Origin of the sequence: Occallatibacter sp. (genome assembly GCF_035317045.1) — a bacterium.
In the GTDB taxonomy this organism is placed as follows: domain Bacteria; phylum Acidobacteriota; class Terriglobia; order Terriglobales; family Acidobacteriaceae; genus Telmatobacter.
On sequence record NZ_DATHHT010000033.1, the window covers coordinates 37,897 to 56,243 of the forward strand.

Genomic DNA, 18,347 nt, shown 5'->3' on the forward strand with positions numbered 1-18,347 from the left:
CCAAACATGCAAAGTGAGGTCTATGTACAACGCAAAAGCATACTCTGCTGCCAATGCAACATCACCCCTTGCTCAAGCCACCATCGCACGCCGCGATCCGACTGAGACCGACGTTCAAATTGAGATTTTGTTCTGCGGAATATGCCACTCCGATGTTCACCAGGCGCGCAATGAGTGGAGCGGCGTGATGCCCACCGTTTACCCATGCGTTCCGGGTCACGAGATTGTTGGCCGGGTGACCAAGGTCGGTTCCGCAGTGAAGAAGTTCAAGCAGGGCGATCTCGCGGCTGTGGGTTGCCTCGTCGACTCGGACCGGACCTGCCCCGAGTGCCGGGCAGGCTTGGAGCAGTTCTGCCCAAATCTGATTCTCACATACAACTTTCCCGACAAGCATCTCGGAGGCGTGACGTACGGTGGTTATTCCGACAGCGTCGTCGTAGACGAGAATTTTGTCCTCTCCGTTCCATCGAATCTCGACCTTGCGGGTGCGGCGCCACTTTTGTGTGCCGGCATTACCACCTATTCACCCATGCGGCACTGGGGCGTGACGAAGGGCAAGAAAGTTGGCGTGGTCGGTCTCGGCGGGCTCGGCCACATGGGCGTGAAATTCGCGCACGCTCTCGGCGCTTACACCGTTGTCTTCACCACATCCCCCGGGAAGAAAGACGATGCACTGCGCCTTGGAGGAGACGAAGTTGTTATTTCGAAAAATGCTGATGAAATGGCCAAACATGCGGGGAGCTTCGATTTCATTCTCGACGCCGTAGCCGTCGAGCACGATGTCAACGCCTATATCCAGTTGCTTCGCCGTGACGGCAACCTCACCATGGTGGGCGCACCGGAAAAGCCGCTTCCGGTTTCGGTCTTTGGCCTGATCTTCGCACGCCGCAGCTTCTCCGGTTCGCTCATCGGCAGCATCGCCGAAACCCAGGAGATGCTCGACTTTTGTGGACAGAACAACATCATCTCCGACGTCGAGGTGATCCCGATTCAGAAAGTCAACGAAGCCTACGAGCGTGTCATCAAGTCCGATGTGAAGTACCGCTTTTCAATCGATATGGCTTCACTGAAATCGGAGTGATTGCAGACCAGGGGCTCGCAATCCGTGATTCGAGCCCTGTTATCCAAAGGACGAGGAGTGAAGATTATGGAAATCGTACGAAGCGGCGCGCAGCCTTCTGGTCAAGGGCCGGCCGACTGGTTTACCGGCACCGTGCGCGTCGATCCGCTCTTCAATGCGCCCGATCCTGCGCGCGTGGTCGGAGCCAGCGTCACGTTTGAGCCCGGCGCGCGCACGGCCTGGCATACGCACCCGCTTGGGCAGACGCTGATTGTCATGTCAGGGTTTGGCAGGGCGCAGCGCGAAGGCGGGCCGGTCGAGGAAATTCGGCCGGGCGACATCATCTGGTTTGCGCCGGGAGAAAAGCATTGGCACGGCGCATCGCCTGCCACGGCGATGACACACTTCGCCATTCAGGAAAAGCTCAATGGCAAGACAGTCGATTGGCTCGAAAAGGTGAGCGACGAACAATACCAGGGTTGATGCAGTCGCCAGACTGCATTACGACTCCGTGGACACAGGATTCGCAGAAATCTCAAGCCTCTCGGAATCCTGTTGTCCCAAGCGTATCGCGGTGAATTACAATCCCTACCACCCGGACAGGAGAGGATTCGATCGGTTACATCGCCGCGTGTGTTTCGCCTCGCTGCTGCCTAAGATCGGTCCAGAAACCCAACGGAGCGGAGACTTCAAAACTACAAGAGGAGCTACCCATGGAGATCGTTTCAGTTGGCCCCGAGTGGGCACAAAAGGTCGTGTGCGGAAGCTGCAAGAGCACTCTGAAAGTGGCGCAGATCGACCTCGGTTGGTACAAGAAGACGACCTGGGACAGAGGACACCTTGGGTTCCGATGCGGGCATTGCAAGACAGTAATTCTGTTTGATGGAAATCTTGTCGATGGGAAGGACAGGGAGTGGGTTTTCGCCGAGTGCGATTACCCCCCGATTCACATTGGCCAGTCGCTCAGAAACAAAAAAGTGGAAAGCATTTAACGGGGCGCAAGCCTGGCCTCCTGCCTGGATTGACAACGCCAATCGCATTTAGGGCGTCGTCCAATCGAGCCGCTTTACGTTTTGCGGAAGACTAAACCTGCTCTGCCGGAGCGGAAACCAGGCTGATCTCGATTTTCTGCACACCAAGGCGAGGATGTTTTGCGGCGAGTTTGAGAACGCCAGGCACTTCGCCTGCGCGCACCCACACGGCGCCTGTTCCGCCACTTGGGCAAGTGCTTGCGAACGGGACAATGCGGTTGAGGCCAACACCGCGCCTGCAATCTTGATAAAGTCGCGTCTGATCAGTGGACGACTCCCTTCTGAGATGACACATTTGGCAATGAGAAAAGCCCGATTCCAACCCATGGGAAATATACCAGCGGAAAGAGGGACTAACAGTGCATACACCACTGAAAGCTTGGGCTTAGCTGACAGCCAGTGCTAGAAGCTGCCCAAGGTCCAGCGATGAGCTTGATTGCGTTCCCCGCGGTAAGGTAGGAGCGATCACGAGAGCCTGGCTGTGGCCTTCGAACCACACCAGGAACGCGGATCGGTCGTATCCCTGAAGCCGCTGCTGATTGATCCAGTGATAGTAGGCGCCCATGTCAGCATCGATGAGCGAGCCCGCTGGGTCGAGCTCGGGGGTTCCGCCAGCATTTGAGAGCAACTCGTTCATGGGGCGCTGCCGCTGCCTCGGCGCAAAGCGGACCAGTAAAGTAAGCGGCTCGGCCCGGCGCAAGGCTTCGCGGGTTGCCCACTGGGCAAATGTAGTGGCAAAGATTTGTGTGCCCGAGCCCTCGGTGAGGATTTTTAGCTTGAAGCGCTCCAGGACTGCACTGCCAGTATCGCGCGAGCCCAGATCGGAAGGATTCATCCGGGCAAGATGTGTACGTAACTCTTCAGGGCCCATGCCTGGGCGATTGATCTGCCCTTGCATATCTCTCAACAGGGCCGCACGCATGGCCTGCATGCCCTGGTACGAGACGCAGGTCAGAGCCGGACTGTGTTCTGCTTCAGCTCCGCCATCGATATAGCAGTGGCCGAAAGAAACGGGATGGGCGTCGGCGCGCGCGGTTGCCGCCGCAAGAAGGAGTTGCAGACCATTCTCGGGTTTGATTTGGTCGAAGTAGGTGCCGTGTGAGCGCAGGTTGCGAAACAACGGCTCATCGTAGTTGGAAACACCCTGGCCAATGACTGCAACGCCGAGTCTCTGTGTAACAAGCGGTTTCTGTGCGATGGCTCCTTGCAAGCGCGCGCCATACTCGGTCGCAGCTTTGCGAAAGGCATCGAGCTGGTGCGTGCCCCAGAGGTAAGCGGATTGTTGCTCAATGAATTGCGCGGGTGAATTGATCCAATCGAAGTTTTCGAGCTTTGAAGAGATCGAGATGGACTGGAACGCCTGAAACCAATCCCTGGATTGCGACGGAGAGAGCGCGGCCATTGTCGAAAACTCCTCATCGATTCCGGCGCGTTCCGCTGGGAATTTGAAGTCGTACTCAATGACCTCACGCAACAGGCTGGGCAGGAATGTGATGGGAAGTTGCCGGATGACCTCGATGTGATCGATAACAAGTTTTCTGGCCTCCGGCGGATACGCCGTGAAATTCTCGGGCTGGAGATTGCGCGGCAACATGGCTACAAGAGTTCCTTGATTGGTTTGCCCTGCGACTGGGCAGGTGAAAAGCCCATGATTGCGCCGAGGCTCGGCACCAGGTCGATGGACTGCATGGGCTCATTGAAGATCACACCCTCGCGAACGCCTGCTCCGAGCGCCATCATCCATGTAGTGCGGCTCGCGACGTCGCCGGTGCGATGATGCTGGAATCCGTTGCCGCCGGCATCGTAGTCAGAGTCGCGTCCGAAATCAGGAAGGATGAAGAGTGTCGTGTTGCCTGCGTATTCGGGATTCTCCTGAGCTGCCTTCCACAGTTCTGCGCAGAGGCGATCCGTACGCCGAATGCCTTCGATGTAGAGCGAGTACGCGCCGGAGTGGGCCACGTCGATGTCGTGCATCGTGATCCACAGAAGGCTTGGCGCCTCCTGCTGCATGAGGCGCTTGGCGATGTATACGGAAAGTTCATCGGGGCTGGAGAGCGTTCGCGCATGCGCCATGAAGTCTGTGACAGAAAGCCGAAGGATGCCGTCGAGTTGTTGCAATTCAAACTCGCCGCCGCCGAGTTGGGGCGTGTAGAGCGGATTCTCGTAGTTGTCGCGGAGCAAATGGTCAAAGTCCGCGGTGCCGCCGGAGTTTGCAGCGCTGAGCAGATGCTTTGGAAGGATGACGGTGGCGCCTGTTCCTGGACCATATGATCGGCAATCGCTTTCGCCGATGCGGTTGAAACCGTTGCTGGGTGCGACGACCCACGTATCGGAAGCGGGACGCTTAAGGTCCTTGCGAAAGTATTCGAAGACGGTGGGATGCTCCGGGGCAACAGCGGAAAAGTTATTGAGAGTTTCGTAGACGCCGGTCGTGAGGCTAGCCGTCGCAACGTAGTGTCCGAGGATTCCGTCATTGGTGACGTGCGTAAAAAAGCTCGACTGAGGAACCAGCTCGTTGAGCATGTGGGGAATGTTTTCCTGGCCTTCGGGCGCGAAGGTCTCCTGGTCTCTGGCGCCCCCGCCGAAGGTAACGACGATAACCTTTCGCTTTTTGCGGGCGGTCTCTCCGTGCAGGAAAGGACTTGCACCGGCGAGCGTGGCCCCCAGAGCAAGCCCGGCTGTATTGCGCAGAAATTCGCGCCGGCTCCAGCTCAAGCCGGATGCGGTCTCGCCGGGACTTAGTCCCGCACCGGGGGGAAAGCCAGAAGCGAATGTCTTGCTCAGTGCCGACCTGTTCATCAACTCAACTTGTCCAATCATTTGCGTATCTGTGACGCAACTGTTGCCTGTCTCGATTACCGCACGAATCGGACCTGATTTCCAGTTCTTTCTCAGAGCCGGGTGCCCCGGTTCCCCTGGCATCGAAGCGGTCGTTGAGCGACGAATTGTTGGGCGCATTGTTTGCGCCGCTTCCTATGCCGCATTGCTCGTGGCGTAATCAGGGCTTTCATCATGATCCCTTATATACCGCGAACCGACGCCAGTCACCCAATTGCTTCAGCACAGCGAAAGATCCATTTCAAGAATATCGATCGTTCCCCTTGCACTTCTACAAGAAGTGCCGTACCGTTCATGTAGAAGCGAAAGGGAAGCATGACCGGCGAGCATATTGATCTTCCACAAGGAACACTGGATCTTCTGATTCTCAGGGCGCTTGCCCTCGGCAGCCAACATGGGCTGGCCATTTCTGAGCGTGTCCAGCAGCTATCGAGTGACGCGCTGCGGATTCAGCAAGGCTCGCTGTACCCTGCGCTTCACCGGCTGGAGCGTCGCGGCTTGATCAAGGCTAACTGGGGAACGTCGGAGAACAACCGCCGTGCTAAATACTACGAGCTTTCGAAGAACGGGCGTCAGCAACTTGAAGTAGAGACAGACGCCTGGGCGAAACTGACGGCCGCTGTTGCCCAGGTTCTGGGAACGGCTTAGGAGAATCGGCATGCTCAGCGATTTGATTTTCCGTTTTCGATCTCTGTTTCGGCGGAGCGCCGTTGAGAACGAACTCGACGACGAACTGCAATTTCATGTTGAGCAGCAGGTGGAGAAGCTGGTTCGATCCGGCCTCACGCGCCAGGACGCCTTGCGGCAAACCCGGCTCGAGTTCGGCGCCATGGATCATGTCAAAGAGGATTGTCGAGAATCACGTGGCATTACATTTCTCGAAACGACAGCCCGGGATATTCGCTATGCGCTGCGGCAGCTAAGCAGGACGCCGGCATTCACAATTACAGTGCTGCTCACCCTGGCATTGGGAATCGGAGCAAATGCTGCGATCTTCACGCTCGTGAATGCAGTGCTCTTGAAAAAGCTGCCTGTTGCCGATCCTGGATCGCTGGTGCGCCTTGGCGATAACAACGATTGCTGCGTCGGTTCGGGGAATCGGCAGGATGGCGACTTTGCCATGTTCTCGACCGACACGTATCAACAACTGAAGAAAAATGCTCCGGAATTTGAAGAGCTTGCGGCGATGCAGGCCGGTTTTTGGGGTCGCACGATTATCGCGAGGCGCGACGGCACGCAGGTCGCCGCACGCTCAGTTGCCGCCGAGTTTGTTTCCGGCAACTACTTCCGCACATTTGCGCTTCAGGCGCGGGCAGGCCGCTTGCTGATGGATGCAGACGATACCCAGGGCGCGCCCACCACAGCAGTGATGAGCTTCGAGGCCTGGCAGCGCAATTACGCGGGCGATGCCTCGGTGGTTGGAAGCACATTCTGGATAAATACAAAGCCGGTTACGGTTGTTGGCATTGTGCCCGAAGGCTTCTACGGCGACCGCATGTCGGTCAATCCAGCGGAATTCTACCTGCCGATCGAGGCGATGCCGGTGCTGGCGAATTCCCCCTATGTTCACGATCCCGAAGAGGATTGGCTATACATCATTGGTCGCATCAAGCCGGGGGTCGCGATCGCTCCCCTGCAAAAAAAGGTGACGGCACTGTTGCAGCAGGCACTGGCAACGAACGGAGAGTTTTCATCGGAGCAGGGAAAGAGAACGCTGGCGAAAGTGCGCGTCGTGCTGACGCCGGGCGGTGCGGGAATTCAGGCGATGCAGGAGTGGTATGGATCCAAACTGCATCTGTTGATGGGGATTGCAGGTCTCGTGCTATTGATTGCCTGCGCCAACGTTGCAAACCTCCTGCTGGTGCGTGGCATGGCTCGGCGCGCGGAGATTTCAATGCGCGCCGCACTGGGTGCCATGCGCGGAAGAATCATTCGTCAATTACTTACAGAAAGTATCGTGCTCGCGGGAATGGGCGGCATCGCCGGACTTGGCGTCGCCTATGCGGGGGCGCGCATGCTTCTGATGTTGGCTTTCCCCGGAGCGGAAAACATACCAATCCACACTAGCCCCTCGCTCTCAGTTCTGGAGTTCGCGTGTGGTCTGTCGCTGCTGACGGGGGTTCTCTTCGGTGTGGCGCCGGCGTGGATTGCAGCCCAGGCGGGTCCGATCGATGCGGTGCGGAACAGCAGGCGAACGACTGCGGCGAGTGCCTCGGTTTTACAGCGCGGACTGGTCGTGGTTCAGGTTGGACTTTCGCTGGTGCTGCTGGTTGTGGCTGGGTTGTTCCTGCAGAGCCTGAAAAAACTTGAGGGCACAGATCTCAAGCTCGACGCGAGAAACCGCTATATCGTGCACATCAATCCTCAAACCGCGGGCTATACGCAAATCCAACTGGAGGCGCTGTACCGGACGATGGAGGAGCGCTTCCATGCGCTGCCGGGCGTGATGAAAGTGGGCATCGCTTCGTACACGCCGATGGAAGACAACAACAACGGCTGGGGCGTACAGGTACAGGGACAGCCCTTTCTTAATGTTGGAGCGTCAGTCATTCGCGCGAATGCGGAGTATTTCGATTCTGTCGGAACGCGAGTGGTGATGGGACGCGGGATCAACGCGCGCGATTCGCCGGCCTCTACCACAGTCGCCGTTGTGAACCAGACATTTGTCAAAGACTTATTCAAGCCAGGAGAGAATCCGATCGGACGCCATTTTGGACATCCTGGACCAGATTCAACTGGAGATTTTGAGATCGTCGGAGTGGTGGAGGATACGGTCTACACCAGCGTTCGCAAGAAGGATCACCTGATGTACTTCGTCCCGATGATGCAGCGGCCGAGAAGCGCGAAAGCGCCGATTGAAAAAGACGATTCGCTCTATCTGGGATCGATTGTGATTGCTACTGATCATCCGATGAACGACATGGAAAACATTGTCCGGGCCACGCTTGCGGCCATCAATCCAAACCTGACGGTCGCGCAGCTTCAGACTTTCAACGAGCAGATTGCCGATCGATTTACCGAGGAGCGCATGGTCTCGCGACTGTCGACGCTGTTTGGCGCATTGGCGCTGCTGCTGGCAATCATTGGCTTGTACGGCGTGACTGCCTATTCCGTTGTGCGGCGGACACCGGAGATTGGTATCCGCATGGCGCTCGGTGCCGAGCGCGGCGGTGTGATTGCGATGGTGATGCGTGGAGCGATGATGCAAGCCGCGCTTGGGCTGGCGATCGGAATCCCTTTTGCCTTAGTCTGCGTACGATTTGTGAAGTCTCAGCTTTACGAGATCACTAGCGCCGATTTCAACGTGATGGCTGGCGCAATTGTGATCCTGGCTGTGGCGGTATTCGTTGCTGGAATCATTCCCGCACGGCGTGCGGCCTCCATAAATCCCGTGAGGGCTTTGAGGATGGAATAATTTGATGGACCTGGAAGCGTCCTCGGACCGGCGTAAGATCCCGTTCGGCGCGTTCCGGGTGGATTACAGCCTGCGCTATCGTGCGGACCTCAGCAGCATTCGGCCTGGTGTGGTTCGCCGGAGTCGGCGTGTCACATTGTCATTGGCTCCCGCCACGCTTGTGGAGTTTTGCACGATTTTTCGGCCAACGGTCAAAAGCCAGAATGATGATTCAGAATATAGCTAAGTAATTGAAAAGGAAGGGAGTGCGATTTAGTGGTAGGCGAGGCGGGAATCGAACCCACAACCCCCGGCTTAGAAGGCCGGTGCTCTATCCGATTGAGCTACTCGCCCGCGTTTCCTCCATTGTAACTTTGAACGATCTTGCCGGGAAACTGCAACATCCTCACCATCCGCAGCGATCACTCCGGCAAGGTCACAATCGCCGCGGCGAACGCTGCCAGGCACTCTGCGAGGCGAGCCCTCGCATCAGCCTTCGACCGACCGCACGCGGTGAGATATGCAGTCGCGCCCAGGTCATTCACATCTGGCCGGATATGCGCCTGGCGAATCACCAGGTCGACTCGGCAGCACCGGAGCGGTATCTCTTGCAGTCGGTCACACAAAGCCCTGCAGGACCGCTCTGCCTTGAACGGGAAATTCCATTTCTGATCGCTGCGCATGAGCAGGTCAACGTAACAGGCGATCGCATGTTGCGCTTCTTCGCGCGTAGCGTCGAGTTCGTCTGCATCCAACGGGCCCGGGTCGAAAACATCGGTCTTCGAGGTCCACACCGGGGAATTCGTCGCATTCATGCGCGCGAGCGCATCCGCAAGACCCTGAAGCTGCTGCGCTTCTGGCAGTTCAACAACTCGGCGCGGATCGGCGCGCAGATTGACGAATCCCGGCCAGTGCGCCTCGATGATGGGTGCATCGCCCCCAACCTCGAACTCCCAATCAGCCTCCATTCGATCCGTCTGCTATTTGGGCGGCCGGGGCAAACTGCATCACGTAGCGGATAACGCTGGCCTCGGCCCAATGGATGTCATCGCCGCGATCGCGCGATAGATACGCACAGTGGCCTCCATGCCGTGTCTCGACCAGCAGAATATTGGGATTTGCATGCAGCGCAGCGCGCGTCTCCGGTGTCAGGCGAACAAAGGGATCATCCTCGGCGCGGATTACCAGCGTGGGGATCGCTATCTTGTCGACAACGCGCGCGCTTGCTGCACGGTAGTAATAGTCGTCAGCATCGCGAAACCCGCAGTGGCGGGCCACGATCGTGTCATCAAACTGCCGCAGCGAGCGAATCACTCCGACGCCATCAATCTTGAAGATTTGAGGAAATATCGCCGCCTTGCGCCGATATCGCCGCATCAGCCCGCGCAGGAAATGCCGCTCGTACAACCGGTTCACGGGCTCATGCAACGCATCGGAACCAGCCGCGAGATCGATGGCCGGGCAAACCGTAGCGACCGCGCAGAGCGGCGCGGCGCTTCCCCACTCCCCCGCCAATTTGAGCACGAGGTTGCCGCCCATCGAATAGCCGATAAGCGCCACCCTTTCCAATCCAAATTGCCCGGCATAGTGGCGCATCACCGCGGCCACATCCGACGAAAGCCCGGAATGATAGAGCGTCGGAGTCAATTCGTCCGTATCGCCGCAATTGCGCATGTTCATGCGAATCACGTTGCAGCCCACAGCAAGTGCTCTCGCCGCCAGCCCCCGGATGTATTGTGACTGCGATGACCCCTCAAGCCCGTGAACGAGGATCACCGTCAACCGATCGGCTCGCACCGCGAGCGGCTGCCAATCGCAATAGCAAACCACGCGGCTGCCATCCACAGGGTCAACCTCCACCGTTTCTGCTACTGCGGTGGAGTGAAACCGGGGGCGCGGCAGATAATTGCCGACAATGGTCTGCAGGTGCCCGTTGGTAAGTCCGCGCCGCGGCTCAAAGGGGCGCAAACCCGCCTTCCGCATGGCAGCGGCCACGGCATCCATTACTTTTTGGGAAGAGTCAGCGCTCACGGGGCTCGTCAAAGACTATCCAGGGGCTCCTGGGCGAGTGCAACTTGGGGCGGCTAGAGGGGATCGAACCCTCGACATCCTGAGCCACAGTCAGGCGTTCTGCCGCTGAACTATAGCCGCCATGTGCCTCTCCGATTGTAGCATCGAAACAGTTGTCTCAAGGCGCGTCAGGTCCGCCCGCTTATGCCCGATTCCGACGCCAAATCGCCCCGTTTCGACCCGCCCGGCTCGTCCATCCGGGAAGGCAATGTCCTTCCGCCCGGCCGCTGGGGGCGCGGGACCTGGCTCTTTCGCGACGAGACCCTGCACAGGCTTGAAATCCTGCTCGATGAAGCCTTCCGCATTCCCTTCACAAGGATCCGATTCGGCATCGACGGCATCATCGGCCTCGTTCCGGGTCTAGGAGACGTGCTCGCCGGACTGCTATCCCTCATCATTCCCATCGCCGCGTGGATTCGCGGCGTTCCCTATGTCACCCTCATGCGAATGGGCGTCAACCTTGGCATCGGTGTGCTGGTCGGCTCCATCCCGGTTCTTGGCGACGCATTCGACATTGGATGGAAGGCCAACCGCCGCAACTATCTGCTCCTGCAGCGCCACCTCGGTGAGCCACGGCGGCATACGTGGAAAGACTGGACTTTTCTCATCGGGCTGGCGTGCGCGATGGCGCTCATTTTCGCCGTACCAATCCTGCTTGTAATCTGGCTTCTCGCGTGGCTTATTCAGCACTAGGGCCGCAGATTCGCCCATGTTGAGTCGCGCGCGTTCCGCGATACAATCAGAAAGCAGCGTCGGGGCGTAGCGCAGTCTGGTAGCGCATCTGCTTTGGGAGCAGAGGGTCGGGGGTTCGAATCCCTCCGCCCCGACCATTATTAGAGTCAGCGGTGATCTCACCCCTCCTGCCTGGCGCGATTTCAAAGCGAGACTCAAATCAGCGCTACGAATTGCTCCGACCCAATGAAACAGCGACCATAGCAAACTCAGGCCGTTGTTGACGCGCTTCAGTCTACAGTCTTCTTCAGAGTCATGGGCATCCCTAAGGCAACCAGGTTTTCATGATGTTGCGCGGATTCCAGTTCGAACGATGCTCTGAAAACAGGTTCATGCGTTTCCAATTGTTGGCGGCGATTGAGTTCGTGAAGCGTCGGAGCATTGACGTCAGCGGCGTGCCCCAGAACAGGTCGCTGCTGACACCGGACGATCTTTTCCGCGACAGCCAGACTGATAAGTTGATTGATTGAAATCCCCTCCCTCTTGGCTAATGCGGTGAGTTCTCGACGCATTGTTTGCGGCAACCGGAGGGGATAAGAACTAGCTTTTCCGATTTTTGAAGGCATTGCGATTCAATCTCCCTTAGTGTCTACGAGCGTTATGTCTTTGAAATCCTAAAGAGTCAACGACATTCTTTTCTATCTGCCCAACTTCAAAGCGGATGAAGCGAACGCCTCACGTCGTACCATCGTTGACGGCAGATGGCATGTATAGAATTGGTCCCTTTTTCCTTTTAAAATCTGCAATTCCCTGTGCATCTTCGGTGAGCGAACGATTCAGCACTTCAGCCGAAACGGGACGTCCGAACAGCCATCCTTGCGCAAGAACTGTCTTTCCCATATCGACAAAATAGCGAGCTTGCAGAAAGGTCTCGACGCCTTCCACAACAACTTCCAGCTTCAAGGCTTCGGCGATGGATAGAATCTGCGGCAATATGGCGAAGATGACAGAGTCCGTGCCGATGGCCTGAACAAAGGTTTTGTCGATTTTGATGGCATCGACGGATAGTTCATGCAGATAGGCCAGATTGGAGTAGCCGGTGCCGAAATCATCGATGTGGACCGCATGGCCTTTCTGACGTAGACGATGGATTGTCTCTATCGCAATTCGCGATCTGACTGCGCTTGATTCGGTGATCTCGATTACTAGTCTGCTTGCCGGAACACTCGCCAGTTCGAGAGATCGGTCCAAAGCAGGCAAGAAGGTCGGATCTGCCAAGTCGGCAGCCGCAACGTTGATGCTGAGGCGAAATGCAGGGTGGGTGCATAGCGTATCGCGAAAGTCGCTCAAGGCGTGCCGCAACACAAACTTGGTAATGGAACCAACGAAACCGCGCTCTTCGGCTAGCTTGACAAACACATCGGGGCCAACGTCGATTCCCGATTCGTTGGTCCAACGCACGAGCGCTTCCGCACCAACGATTCGTCCGGTTGCCAGATCCACAATCGGCTGATACACGAGGCGCAACTTGTCTTTGCGAATTGCCCGACGAAGTTGCTGCGCCATACCTCTGCTGCGCTGGTAGAGTAGCGAAACCAGAAACCCCAGAAGGCAGCCAGTCAGCCCGCCAATTGTCACGTAAACAGGGAAAAGATTCCGTTTCGCAAGCAATACGTCGGGAATTGAGATAAGGGTGAGGACCTGCAGTAGCGGATGAACAGTCATCTCGCGATCTCAACCGATATCGACCTGATCGGTCTGACCACCTTGGATAGAGATGACCTGTAGCCAGAGAAATTCGCGATATGTTCGAATCGACCAGAGACCATTTTCCGCTTCCTTATGGCATCTGGATCGTCGAGGGGATAGAAACACGGTTGTACCTGAAGCAGCCAGGGTCCAACTCTTTGCGACGAGCATGATGCTGATTGAGAATGAGGACTAGCCTTCGCTAGAGTCCCAATGCTCGCAAAGAAACTCCGCAAGGGGCAGGTGGTTTTACTGTAATTTCGCCGTTAAAACCTCATAATCTATTGATTCTTCAGGAGGATGCAAAGGAGGCTTTGCAATGCTTCACACGCCGTGAACTGTTCATTGAATGTGCAGACACCGAGAGATAGAATCGTGCTACTCCAAGAACGAGCGCCATGACCATACGCGAGAACCGAATGACTAGTTCTCTTGATGAGGACCCCAGGTGGCAACTCGTTCAGCGAATCGTGGCCAGTCCCGGCTTCATGAACTCGTCACGTCTCTCAACATTTCTCCTGCATGTCAGCAAGCAAACTCTCATCGGAGAAGGCGAGACTCTTAATGAGCGAACCATAGGAGAAGCCGTCTTTGAGCGCTCGCCGGGCTACGATCCCCGTGATGACAATATAGTTCGCTCCCATGCAAGCAGGCTGCGACTTCGTCTTCTGGATTACTTCAGAGAGGAAGGCGCCCTGGAAACGCTTCGAGTGAGCATTCCGCGGGGAAGTTATGTGCCGGTGTTCGAACCGGCAAACTCCGATCCCTCTGTACCTGTCGATGGGCTTCCTGATGCGGCAACTGCGCCTCCCCAAGTGCCTTTGGATGCTTCAAAAACATCTTCGAAGCCAAGATCGACAGTTGCGGTGATGCTGATCTGCCTTGTAGTTCTGAGCGTGGCAATCGCGGCGACAGCTCTTTATCTTCGACATCGCTCTTCGCTTCTTGAGACACCCTCTCACAAGCTTTGGTCTCAAGTCTTTCGCAGCGACCAGCAGACACTCTTGTGATCGCGAGGCTTCTGGTTGGACATCCAATACGGTTGCAGGAATACGCTGGCGGTCTTTACAGACAAGCTGCCAACTGCGATAAGCCCTGTGACCTCGGCTTGGTGAAGACGGTTGAGGGTCTTCGCTATACGTCCATGAGCGATCTGGAGTTTGCGGTAAAAGTCACGCATGTTCCCGAAGCGATCCCTCTCCGAACAGAAATCCGTTTCGCACGAGATCTTGAACTGAAGGACCTGAAAGAGTCGAATTTAATTATGGCCGGGTCGCAAGAGGCCGATCCCTGGATAGCAGCAATCAGCGGCCAGATGAGCTTTGTCGTTCATGACGATCCCGCCAGTGTTTTGCGCGTGGAGAACAGGCAACCGCAGTCGGGAGAAAAGAGTGAGTACGTCTACGATCCTCACGACCCGCAACACAGAGGCTTGGCCGCGATTGCATTTCTTCCCAATCTAAGCGGAAGCGGAAATTTACTGGTAGTCCAGGGTTTTTCTCTCGCCGGCACTCAGGCTGCAGCCGAATTCGTAACGAACCGGCGAGACATCGATGATCTCTTCCGTGCCTTCGCCGGCAACCAGGCCAAGCTTCCGCACTTTGAGATTCTGCTCAGTACCATGGAAGTGAATGGCATGGCGTCTCACCCCGTCTTATTAGCGTGGCATGTCCAGAAGTGATTGCAAGAAGCGCTTGCAAATTGCTGGTCCGCGATGCCTGTAGCAGTGAACATCCAGAGGTCCTGCATCAGACCAGCGGTTCGAATCTTAGTGAGAATCCCTGGATATTTCTCTGAAGTCCCTCTCCGCCCGAAAGCCAATCGAGCAGAAAACCGGTCTCTGGAAGTTTCGGACGAGCAATCGTTCCCGTCTCCGGCTCAGAGCGAGCCGTCGCGAGCTGAGCGGATCCGGTGTGCTTCCCGTTCACGCTTCTCCTGGATTCTGAAATTGAGTGAAGTCTCTCGAATTTATGCATATTAACGCCAGAAATATCCCGCACTCCGCAGATAGTCGTATTCCGCTGTAAGCGCGGTGACAAGCAGGGCAAGCGCGATCGCCAGGAAAGTGAGACGCGGAAAGCGTTCCGGCAGAGTTGCAGGCGCTCGCTCCACATACTCGAAGAGATGGATGAGGTCCGGAGGAATCGTCATCGTTTCACCATTCGGACCACCGCCCAAACCGGACACCGGATGGATGACACGCTCGGAATCGTTGATATGAATAGAGATCGAACCGGTTCTCCCGGTATATACGCGGCCGTCGTGATTTCCAGATGTGTGCATAGTGTCCTCGCTCGCGCGCATCTCATTCCCTCTGTGATCAGCGCGCTCGATGCTTGAACCTTATGCTTTCTACGATAGCCAAGCAATGCTGCAAATGACGTAGATTGAATGGTTTAGAATCACACCTTCGAGAGTGCAAGACCGGCAAAACAGTAATTGGCATCCATTACCGGGAACCAAAAAGTAAGTACCGCGACTTCGGCGATGCAAATCCTGGGGCCAGCGAGACCAGCAGTTGAACACGTTGTGTTTATTTCGAGATACCCGCGGTGAGTGGGTCCTGAGCAACCAACCATCGACGCTGAACGCAGCATCCTCACAACAGCAGTGGGCCCGCACGCCGTCTTCCCACCGGAGAGGCTATCTATGCCCAAAGAAGTGGGAGATCGAAGGATTCTCATCGTTGAAGATGAAGCGGTCGTTGCCGACACGCTCCGGCAGATCCTGTCTTCATGCGGTTACGATACCCACGTCGCCTACTCGGCGGAGACCGCCTTGAGCAGCCTCTCGCGTTGGTCGCCGGACATCGCCATCCTTGACGTGATGCTCCCGAAAATGAACGGGATCGATCTTGCAATGGCTCTGAAAGAGGGTTTTCCAGAATGTCACATCCTGCTGATCTCCGGACAACCGGCCGCGGACGGGCTGCTGCAGAACGCCGGAAGCAAAGGTCATGACTTTGAGATTCTTGCCAAGCCCGTTCATCCTACCGAGATCCTGGATACAATCGCCGCCCTGTTCAGCACGAACGGCTGCCAGCCCTGCAATCAGGATTGAAAGCGGGCGTCTCGTCTAATCGCAGCAAAATTTGAATTGATCTGGATTCGCGACAACGGTTGCAGCGCCTAGCCTTCTGCACGGACCAGCAGGCAGGTGATGTTGTCGTGGCCTCCCGCCTTCTTCGCAGCATCGACGAGCCGGGCCGATTGCGTTTCCAGCGATTGGTCTTTGTTCAGCAGATCCTGAATGACGGAATCGGATAACTCGCGCGTCAATCCATCGGAGCAGAGAAGGAAGAGATCGCCAGGTTCTGCATCGAACTCGAATACATCCGGCGTCACTTGCGACTGGGTTCCCAGTGCGCGGGTGATCACATTCCTTAAAGGAGAATGCAAAGCTTCGCGCGGTGTCATCCGGCCAAGCCTCACCTGCTCCTCCACCAGCGAGTGGTCGCGGCTGAGTTGTTCCAGATTGCCCTTCCGAAGGCGATAACAGCGGCTGTCCCCAACGTTCAACACCCATACGCGTTGCTCGCGTGTGGCCAGCGCTACCAGGGTTGTCCCCATACCGCTCAAGCGATGATTCCGTTGCGCACGGGTGAAGATGGCTTCATTGGCCTCGCAGATCGCACTCTGCGCCGCGTCCGGCAACGAAGTTTCCTTTTCTCCGCTGCGATGGGTCAGCAACCGAAGTATCTCGTCGACCGCAATCGTACTGGCCACTTCCCCCGCCGCTGCTCCCCCCATTCCATCGCAAACCAAATACACACCCGCCTCGATGGAGAAGCCGTAGGCATCTTCATTCGAGGGCCGTTTGCGCCCGCGGTCTGAGACCGCCGCAGCCGTATACCGGACAACAGCCGTGGCCAAGAAAAACCTCCGCAGGCAAGTTTACACGTCGATGGCAAGCCCTGAACAACAGCCTTAACGCACTGCGGGGATACCAGCCGCCGGCGCGGGCAGTTCATACACTTGGATGGCGCCCGCATCGAGAATGGCCACCCGACGCGCCGACGGCGAAATCGCCACATTTCCGCCTCCATCCAGGATCGGACTGGCCGGAGCCGTCAACTCCACCCTCCCGGTGATAGCGTCGTAAACTTCCACAAGCTGGCCGGTCACATCGTCAAAGCTGAGCGGCGCAAATGTATCTATTCCATGCGTTACGGTCAGCGTCTCCCGCGCAAAGCGCAGGCCGTTGGGAGCCATGATCAGGCGCGGCCAGATTTGAGTTGGCGGCTTGGCTACATTCCAAAAGCGCTTGCCGTCGGTCGACATGGCCACCATCCAGCGGCTGTTGTCGGGATTGCAGGTGGTTACCAGGACCTCCGGATTCGAGACAAACTCGACCGACGGCGCGCACATCGAGTCGAGGCTCCCGATCACGCGGTCCCCTCCCTTGAAGTAGTTCAGGTCCAGCACCCACTCGCGCCCTTTTCCACGCAGCGATTCGACGAATCCTTCGGAGTTGATGGGAAGATGCACCGTGGTTCGCGTGCGGCTGACCAGCATCACCTGTCCCGTGGTGCGGCGCACGATCCGCAGAACGATGTTGGGCTGCGCATCCGGCTTCACCTCATCCGACGCTATCCAGGCGGAAGTCGTTGCCGGGCTCGTCACGGCGCCCGTCTGCGGTTTTGCACCCGCCAGTTCGCGCGAATCCGTTGCAATCAGGTCCTGGGAGGGATCCAGTTCCAGCCACAACAGCGGTCCCTGAAACAATAACGACGGCTTCAATTCCAATGACGCATCGCCAAGCTGCAAGTCGTTCTGATTCCGCAGCAGGAAATGCCCGTCGTTCAACATCCATAGATACCGTCCCCGGTCGTGAAGCGTCCATAGGGCTTCGGCGTTCAAGGTTCCCGAGGGAAGCGCCAGCACCACCGCACGGATCTGGCGCTCGTCGTCTGCCGATGGATTACCTTCCCGGCGGATCAGCCCCGGAGCATGAAACGTAAACAGCAGATGGTCTTCATCCAGAAAATCCAGCGAGACAAGGCTGTCGCGCTGGCCCTGATAAATCGCGCCCGGCGCAAAAAATCCCAGCGGCTCGACGGGAATCCTGAATGCAGCTGGTTGCGACGGGGGATGTTCAGGTTTCGCTGGTTCAGCTGACGTAGTGTCCGACTTACTTTTTGCGTGATGTCCGAAGAGCTGGCCCTGCGCCGCCGAAGCAGATAACACTGCAGCGATTGCCAGAACCTGGCCCAGGCGCGCAAAAGGAGCGCATCCATCAAACCCGAAAAAGCGCTTCACCATCTCTACGTATTCTCGCCGATCCTCACGGCTTCACCGTGTGACAACGTCAATTTCTTGCGGCCGATAGGTTACCCAATTGCTGTTGCATTCTGTTCCGCATCCGCTTTACCCTGACAAGACTCCTCATCTGAGGCCCGATCGACAACATTCCCCTCGCGAACCTCTTCTTTCCGGGATTTCCCTGCCCCGGAAAGCGATGGTCCAGCCATCGGTCGGCGCTCTCTAATCCGAGGTAAAGCACGAAGCGGACTCAATGACCCCGGGGGTTCAAA

The 18,347-nt window shown here is 57.0% G+C and carries 16 protein-coding genes and 3 tRNA genes; 8 read left to right on the plus strand and 11 right to left on the minus strand.

The features are described from left to right. The first annotated feature begins 22 nt into the window (after positions 1 to 22). Positions 23 to 1,081, plus strand: a complete 1,059-nt coding sequence (locus VK574_RS15810) for an NAD(P)-dependent alcohol dehydrogenase (protein WP_472800825.1) — start codon at positions 23 to 25, stop codon at positions 1,079 to 1,081. 66 nt (positions 1,082 to 1,147) lie between these two features. Beyond that, on the plus strand, positions 1,148 to 1,543 hold the full coding sequence (locus tag VK574_RS15815; protein WP_472800826.1) for a (R)-mandelonitrile lyase: 396 nt from the start codon (positions 1,148 to 1,150) through the stop codon (positions 1,541 to 1,543). Between the two features lie 933 nt (positions 1,544 to 2,476). Here VK574_RS15815 and VK574_RS15820 read toward each other — a convergent pair. Next, on the minus strand, positions 2,477 to 3,685 hold the full coding sequence (locus VK574_RS15820; RefSeq protein ID WP_472800827.1) for a hypothetical protein: 1,209 nt from the start codon (positions 3,683 to 3,685) through the stop codon (positions 2,477 to 2,479). A 2-nt stretch (positions 3,686 to 3,687) separates the two neighbouring features. Beyond that, positions 3,688 to 4,911: a hypothetical protein gene (locus VK574_RS15825; RefSeq protein ID WP_472800828.1), complete on the minus strand. Its 1,224-nt coding sequence runs from the start codon at positions 4,909 to 4,911 to the stop codon at positions 3,688 to 3,690. 333 nt (positions 4,912 to 5,244) lie between these two features. Between VK574_RS15825 and VK574_RS15830 the strand changes: the two genes are divergently transcribed. Together VK574_RS15830 and VK574_RS15835 are read left to right on the plus strand one after the other, a co-directional pair. Next, the gene (locus VK574_RS15830; protein WP_472800829.1) at positions 5,245 to 5,577 is read left to right on the plus strand and encodes a PadR family transcriptional regulator; all 333 of its coding nucleotides are present in this window, start codon (positions 5,245 to 5,247) and stop codon (positions 5,575 to 5,577) included. A 10-nt stretch (positions 5,578 to 5,587) separates the two neighbouring features. Next, positions 5,588 to 8,344, plus strand: coding sequence for an ADOP family duplicated permease (locus VK574_RS15835; RefSeq protein WP_472800830.1), 2,757 nt, complete (start codon positions 5,588 to 5,590; stop codon positions 8,342 to 8,344). Between the two features lie 256 nt (positions 8,345 to 8,600). Here VK574_RS15835 and VK574_RS15840 read toward each other — a convergent pair. The 4 genes from VK574_RS15840 to VK574_RS15855 all read right to left on the minus strand — a co-directional run bounded on the left by VK574_RS15840 (position 8,601) and on the right by VK574_RS15855 (position 10,474). Next, positions 8,601 to 8,677: transfer RNA gene (locus tag VK574_RS15840), tRNA-Arg, on the minus strand. A 68-nt stretch (positions 8,678 to 8,745) separates the two neighbouring features. Continuing rightward, a complete protein-coding gene (locus tag VK574_RS15845) occupies positions 8,746 to 9,291 on the minus strand; it encodes a hypothetical protein (RefSeq protein ID WP_472800831.1) in 546 nt (181 codons plus the stop codon). Next, positions 9,281 to 10,366, minus strand: a complete 1,086-nt coding sequence (locus VK574_RS15850; RefSeq protein ID WP_472800832.1) for a YheT family hydrolase — start codon at positions 10,364 to 10,366, stop codon at positions 9,281 to 9,283. Before VK574_RS15850 ends, VK574_RS15845 begins: the two co-directional genes overlap by 11 nt. Positions 10,367 to 10,399: 33 nt before the next feature. Continuing rightward, positions 10,400 to 10,474: transfer RNA gene (locus VK574_RS15855), tRNA-His, on the minus strand. Between the two features lie 63 nt (positions 10,475 to 10,537). Here VK574_RS15855 and VK574_RS15860 point away from each other — a divergent pair. Then, positions 10,538 to 11,086, plus strand: a complete 549-nt coding sequence (locus tag VK574_RS15860; protein ID WP_472800833.1) for a DUF4112 domain-containing protein — start codon at positions 10,538 to 10,540, stop codon at positions 11,084 to 11,086. Positions 11,087 to 11,146: 60 nt separating this feature from the next. Next, positions 11,147 to 11,223: transfer RNA gene (locus tag VK574_RS15865), tRNA-Pro, on the plus strand. 132 nt (positions 11,224 to 11,355) lie between these two features. On the opposite strand, the gene VK574_RS15870 is transcribed toward VK574_RS15865, so the two are convergent. After that, positions 11,356 to 11,691, minus strand: a complete 336-nt coding sequence (locus VK574_RS15870; RefSeq protein ID WP_472800834.1) for a hypothetical protein — start codon at positions 11,689 to 11,691, stop codon at positions 11,356 to 11,358. A gap of 109 nt (positions 11,692 to 11,800) precedes the next feature. Further along, a complete protein-coding gene (locus VK574_RS15875) occupies positions 11,801 to 12,790 on the minus strand; it encodes an EAL domain-containing protein (protein WP_472800835.1) in 990 nt (329 codons plus the stop codon). Between the two features lie 1,030 nt (positions 12,791 to 13,820). On the opposite strand from VK574_RS15875, the gene VK574_RS15880 reads away from it, so the two are divergent. Further along, entirely contained in the window at positions 13,821 to 14,495 is a 675-nt protein-coding gene (locus VK574_RS15880; protein WP_472800836.1) for a hypothetical protein, read from the plus strand. Between the two features lie 296 nt (positions 14,496 to 14,791). Here the strand turns inward: VK574_RS15880 and VK574_RS15885 are convergent, their stop codons facing one another. After that, positions 14,792 to 15,097 carry a hypothetical protein gene (locus VK574_RS15885; protein WP_472800837.1) on the minus strand — a complete coding sequence of 102 codons (306 nt, stop codon included), beginning with the start codon at positions 15,095 to 15,097 and terminating at the stop codon, positions 14,792 to 14,794. A gap of 366 nt (positions 15,098 to 15,463) precedes the next feature. Between VK574_RS15885 and VK574_RS15890 the strand changes: the two genes are divergently transcribed. Further along, the gene (locus tag VK574_RS15890) at positions 15,464 to 15,874 is read left to right on the plus strand and encodes a response regulator transcription factor (RefSeq protein ID WP_472800838.1); all 411 of its coding nucleotides are present in this window, start codon (positions 15,464 to 15,466) and stop codon (positions 15,872 to 15,874) included. Between the two features lie 68 nt (positions 15,875 to 15,942). Here the strand turns inward: VK574_RS15890 and VK574_RS15895 are convergent, their stop codons facing one another. Then, positions 15,943 to 16,686 (minus strand): Stp1/IreP family PP2C-type Ser/Thr phosphatase, encoded by a 744-nt coding sequence (locus tag VK574_RS15895; protein WP_472800839.1) that lies wholly within the window; start codon positions 16,684 to 16,686, stop codon positions 15,943 to 15,945. A gap of 54 nt (positions 16,687 to 16,740) precedes the next feature. Then, entirely contained in the window at positions 16,741 to 18,075 is a 1,335-nt protein-coding gene (locus tag VK574_RS15900; protein ID WP_472800840.1) for a hypothetical protein, read from the minus strand. Between the last annotated feature and the right edge of the window lie 272 nt (positions 18,076 to 18,347).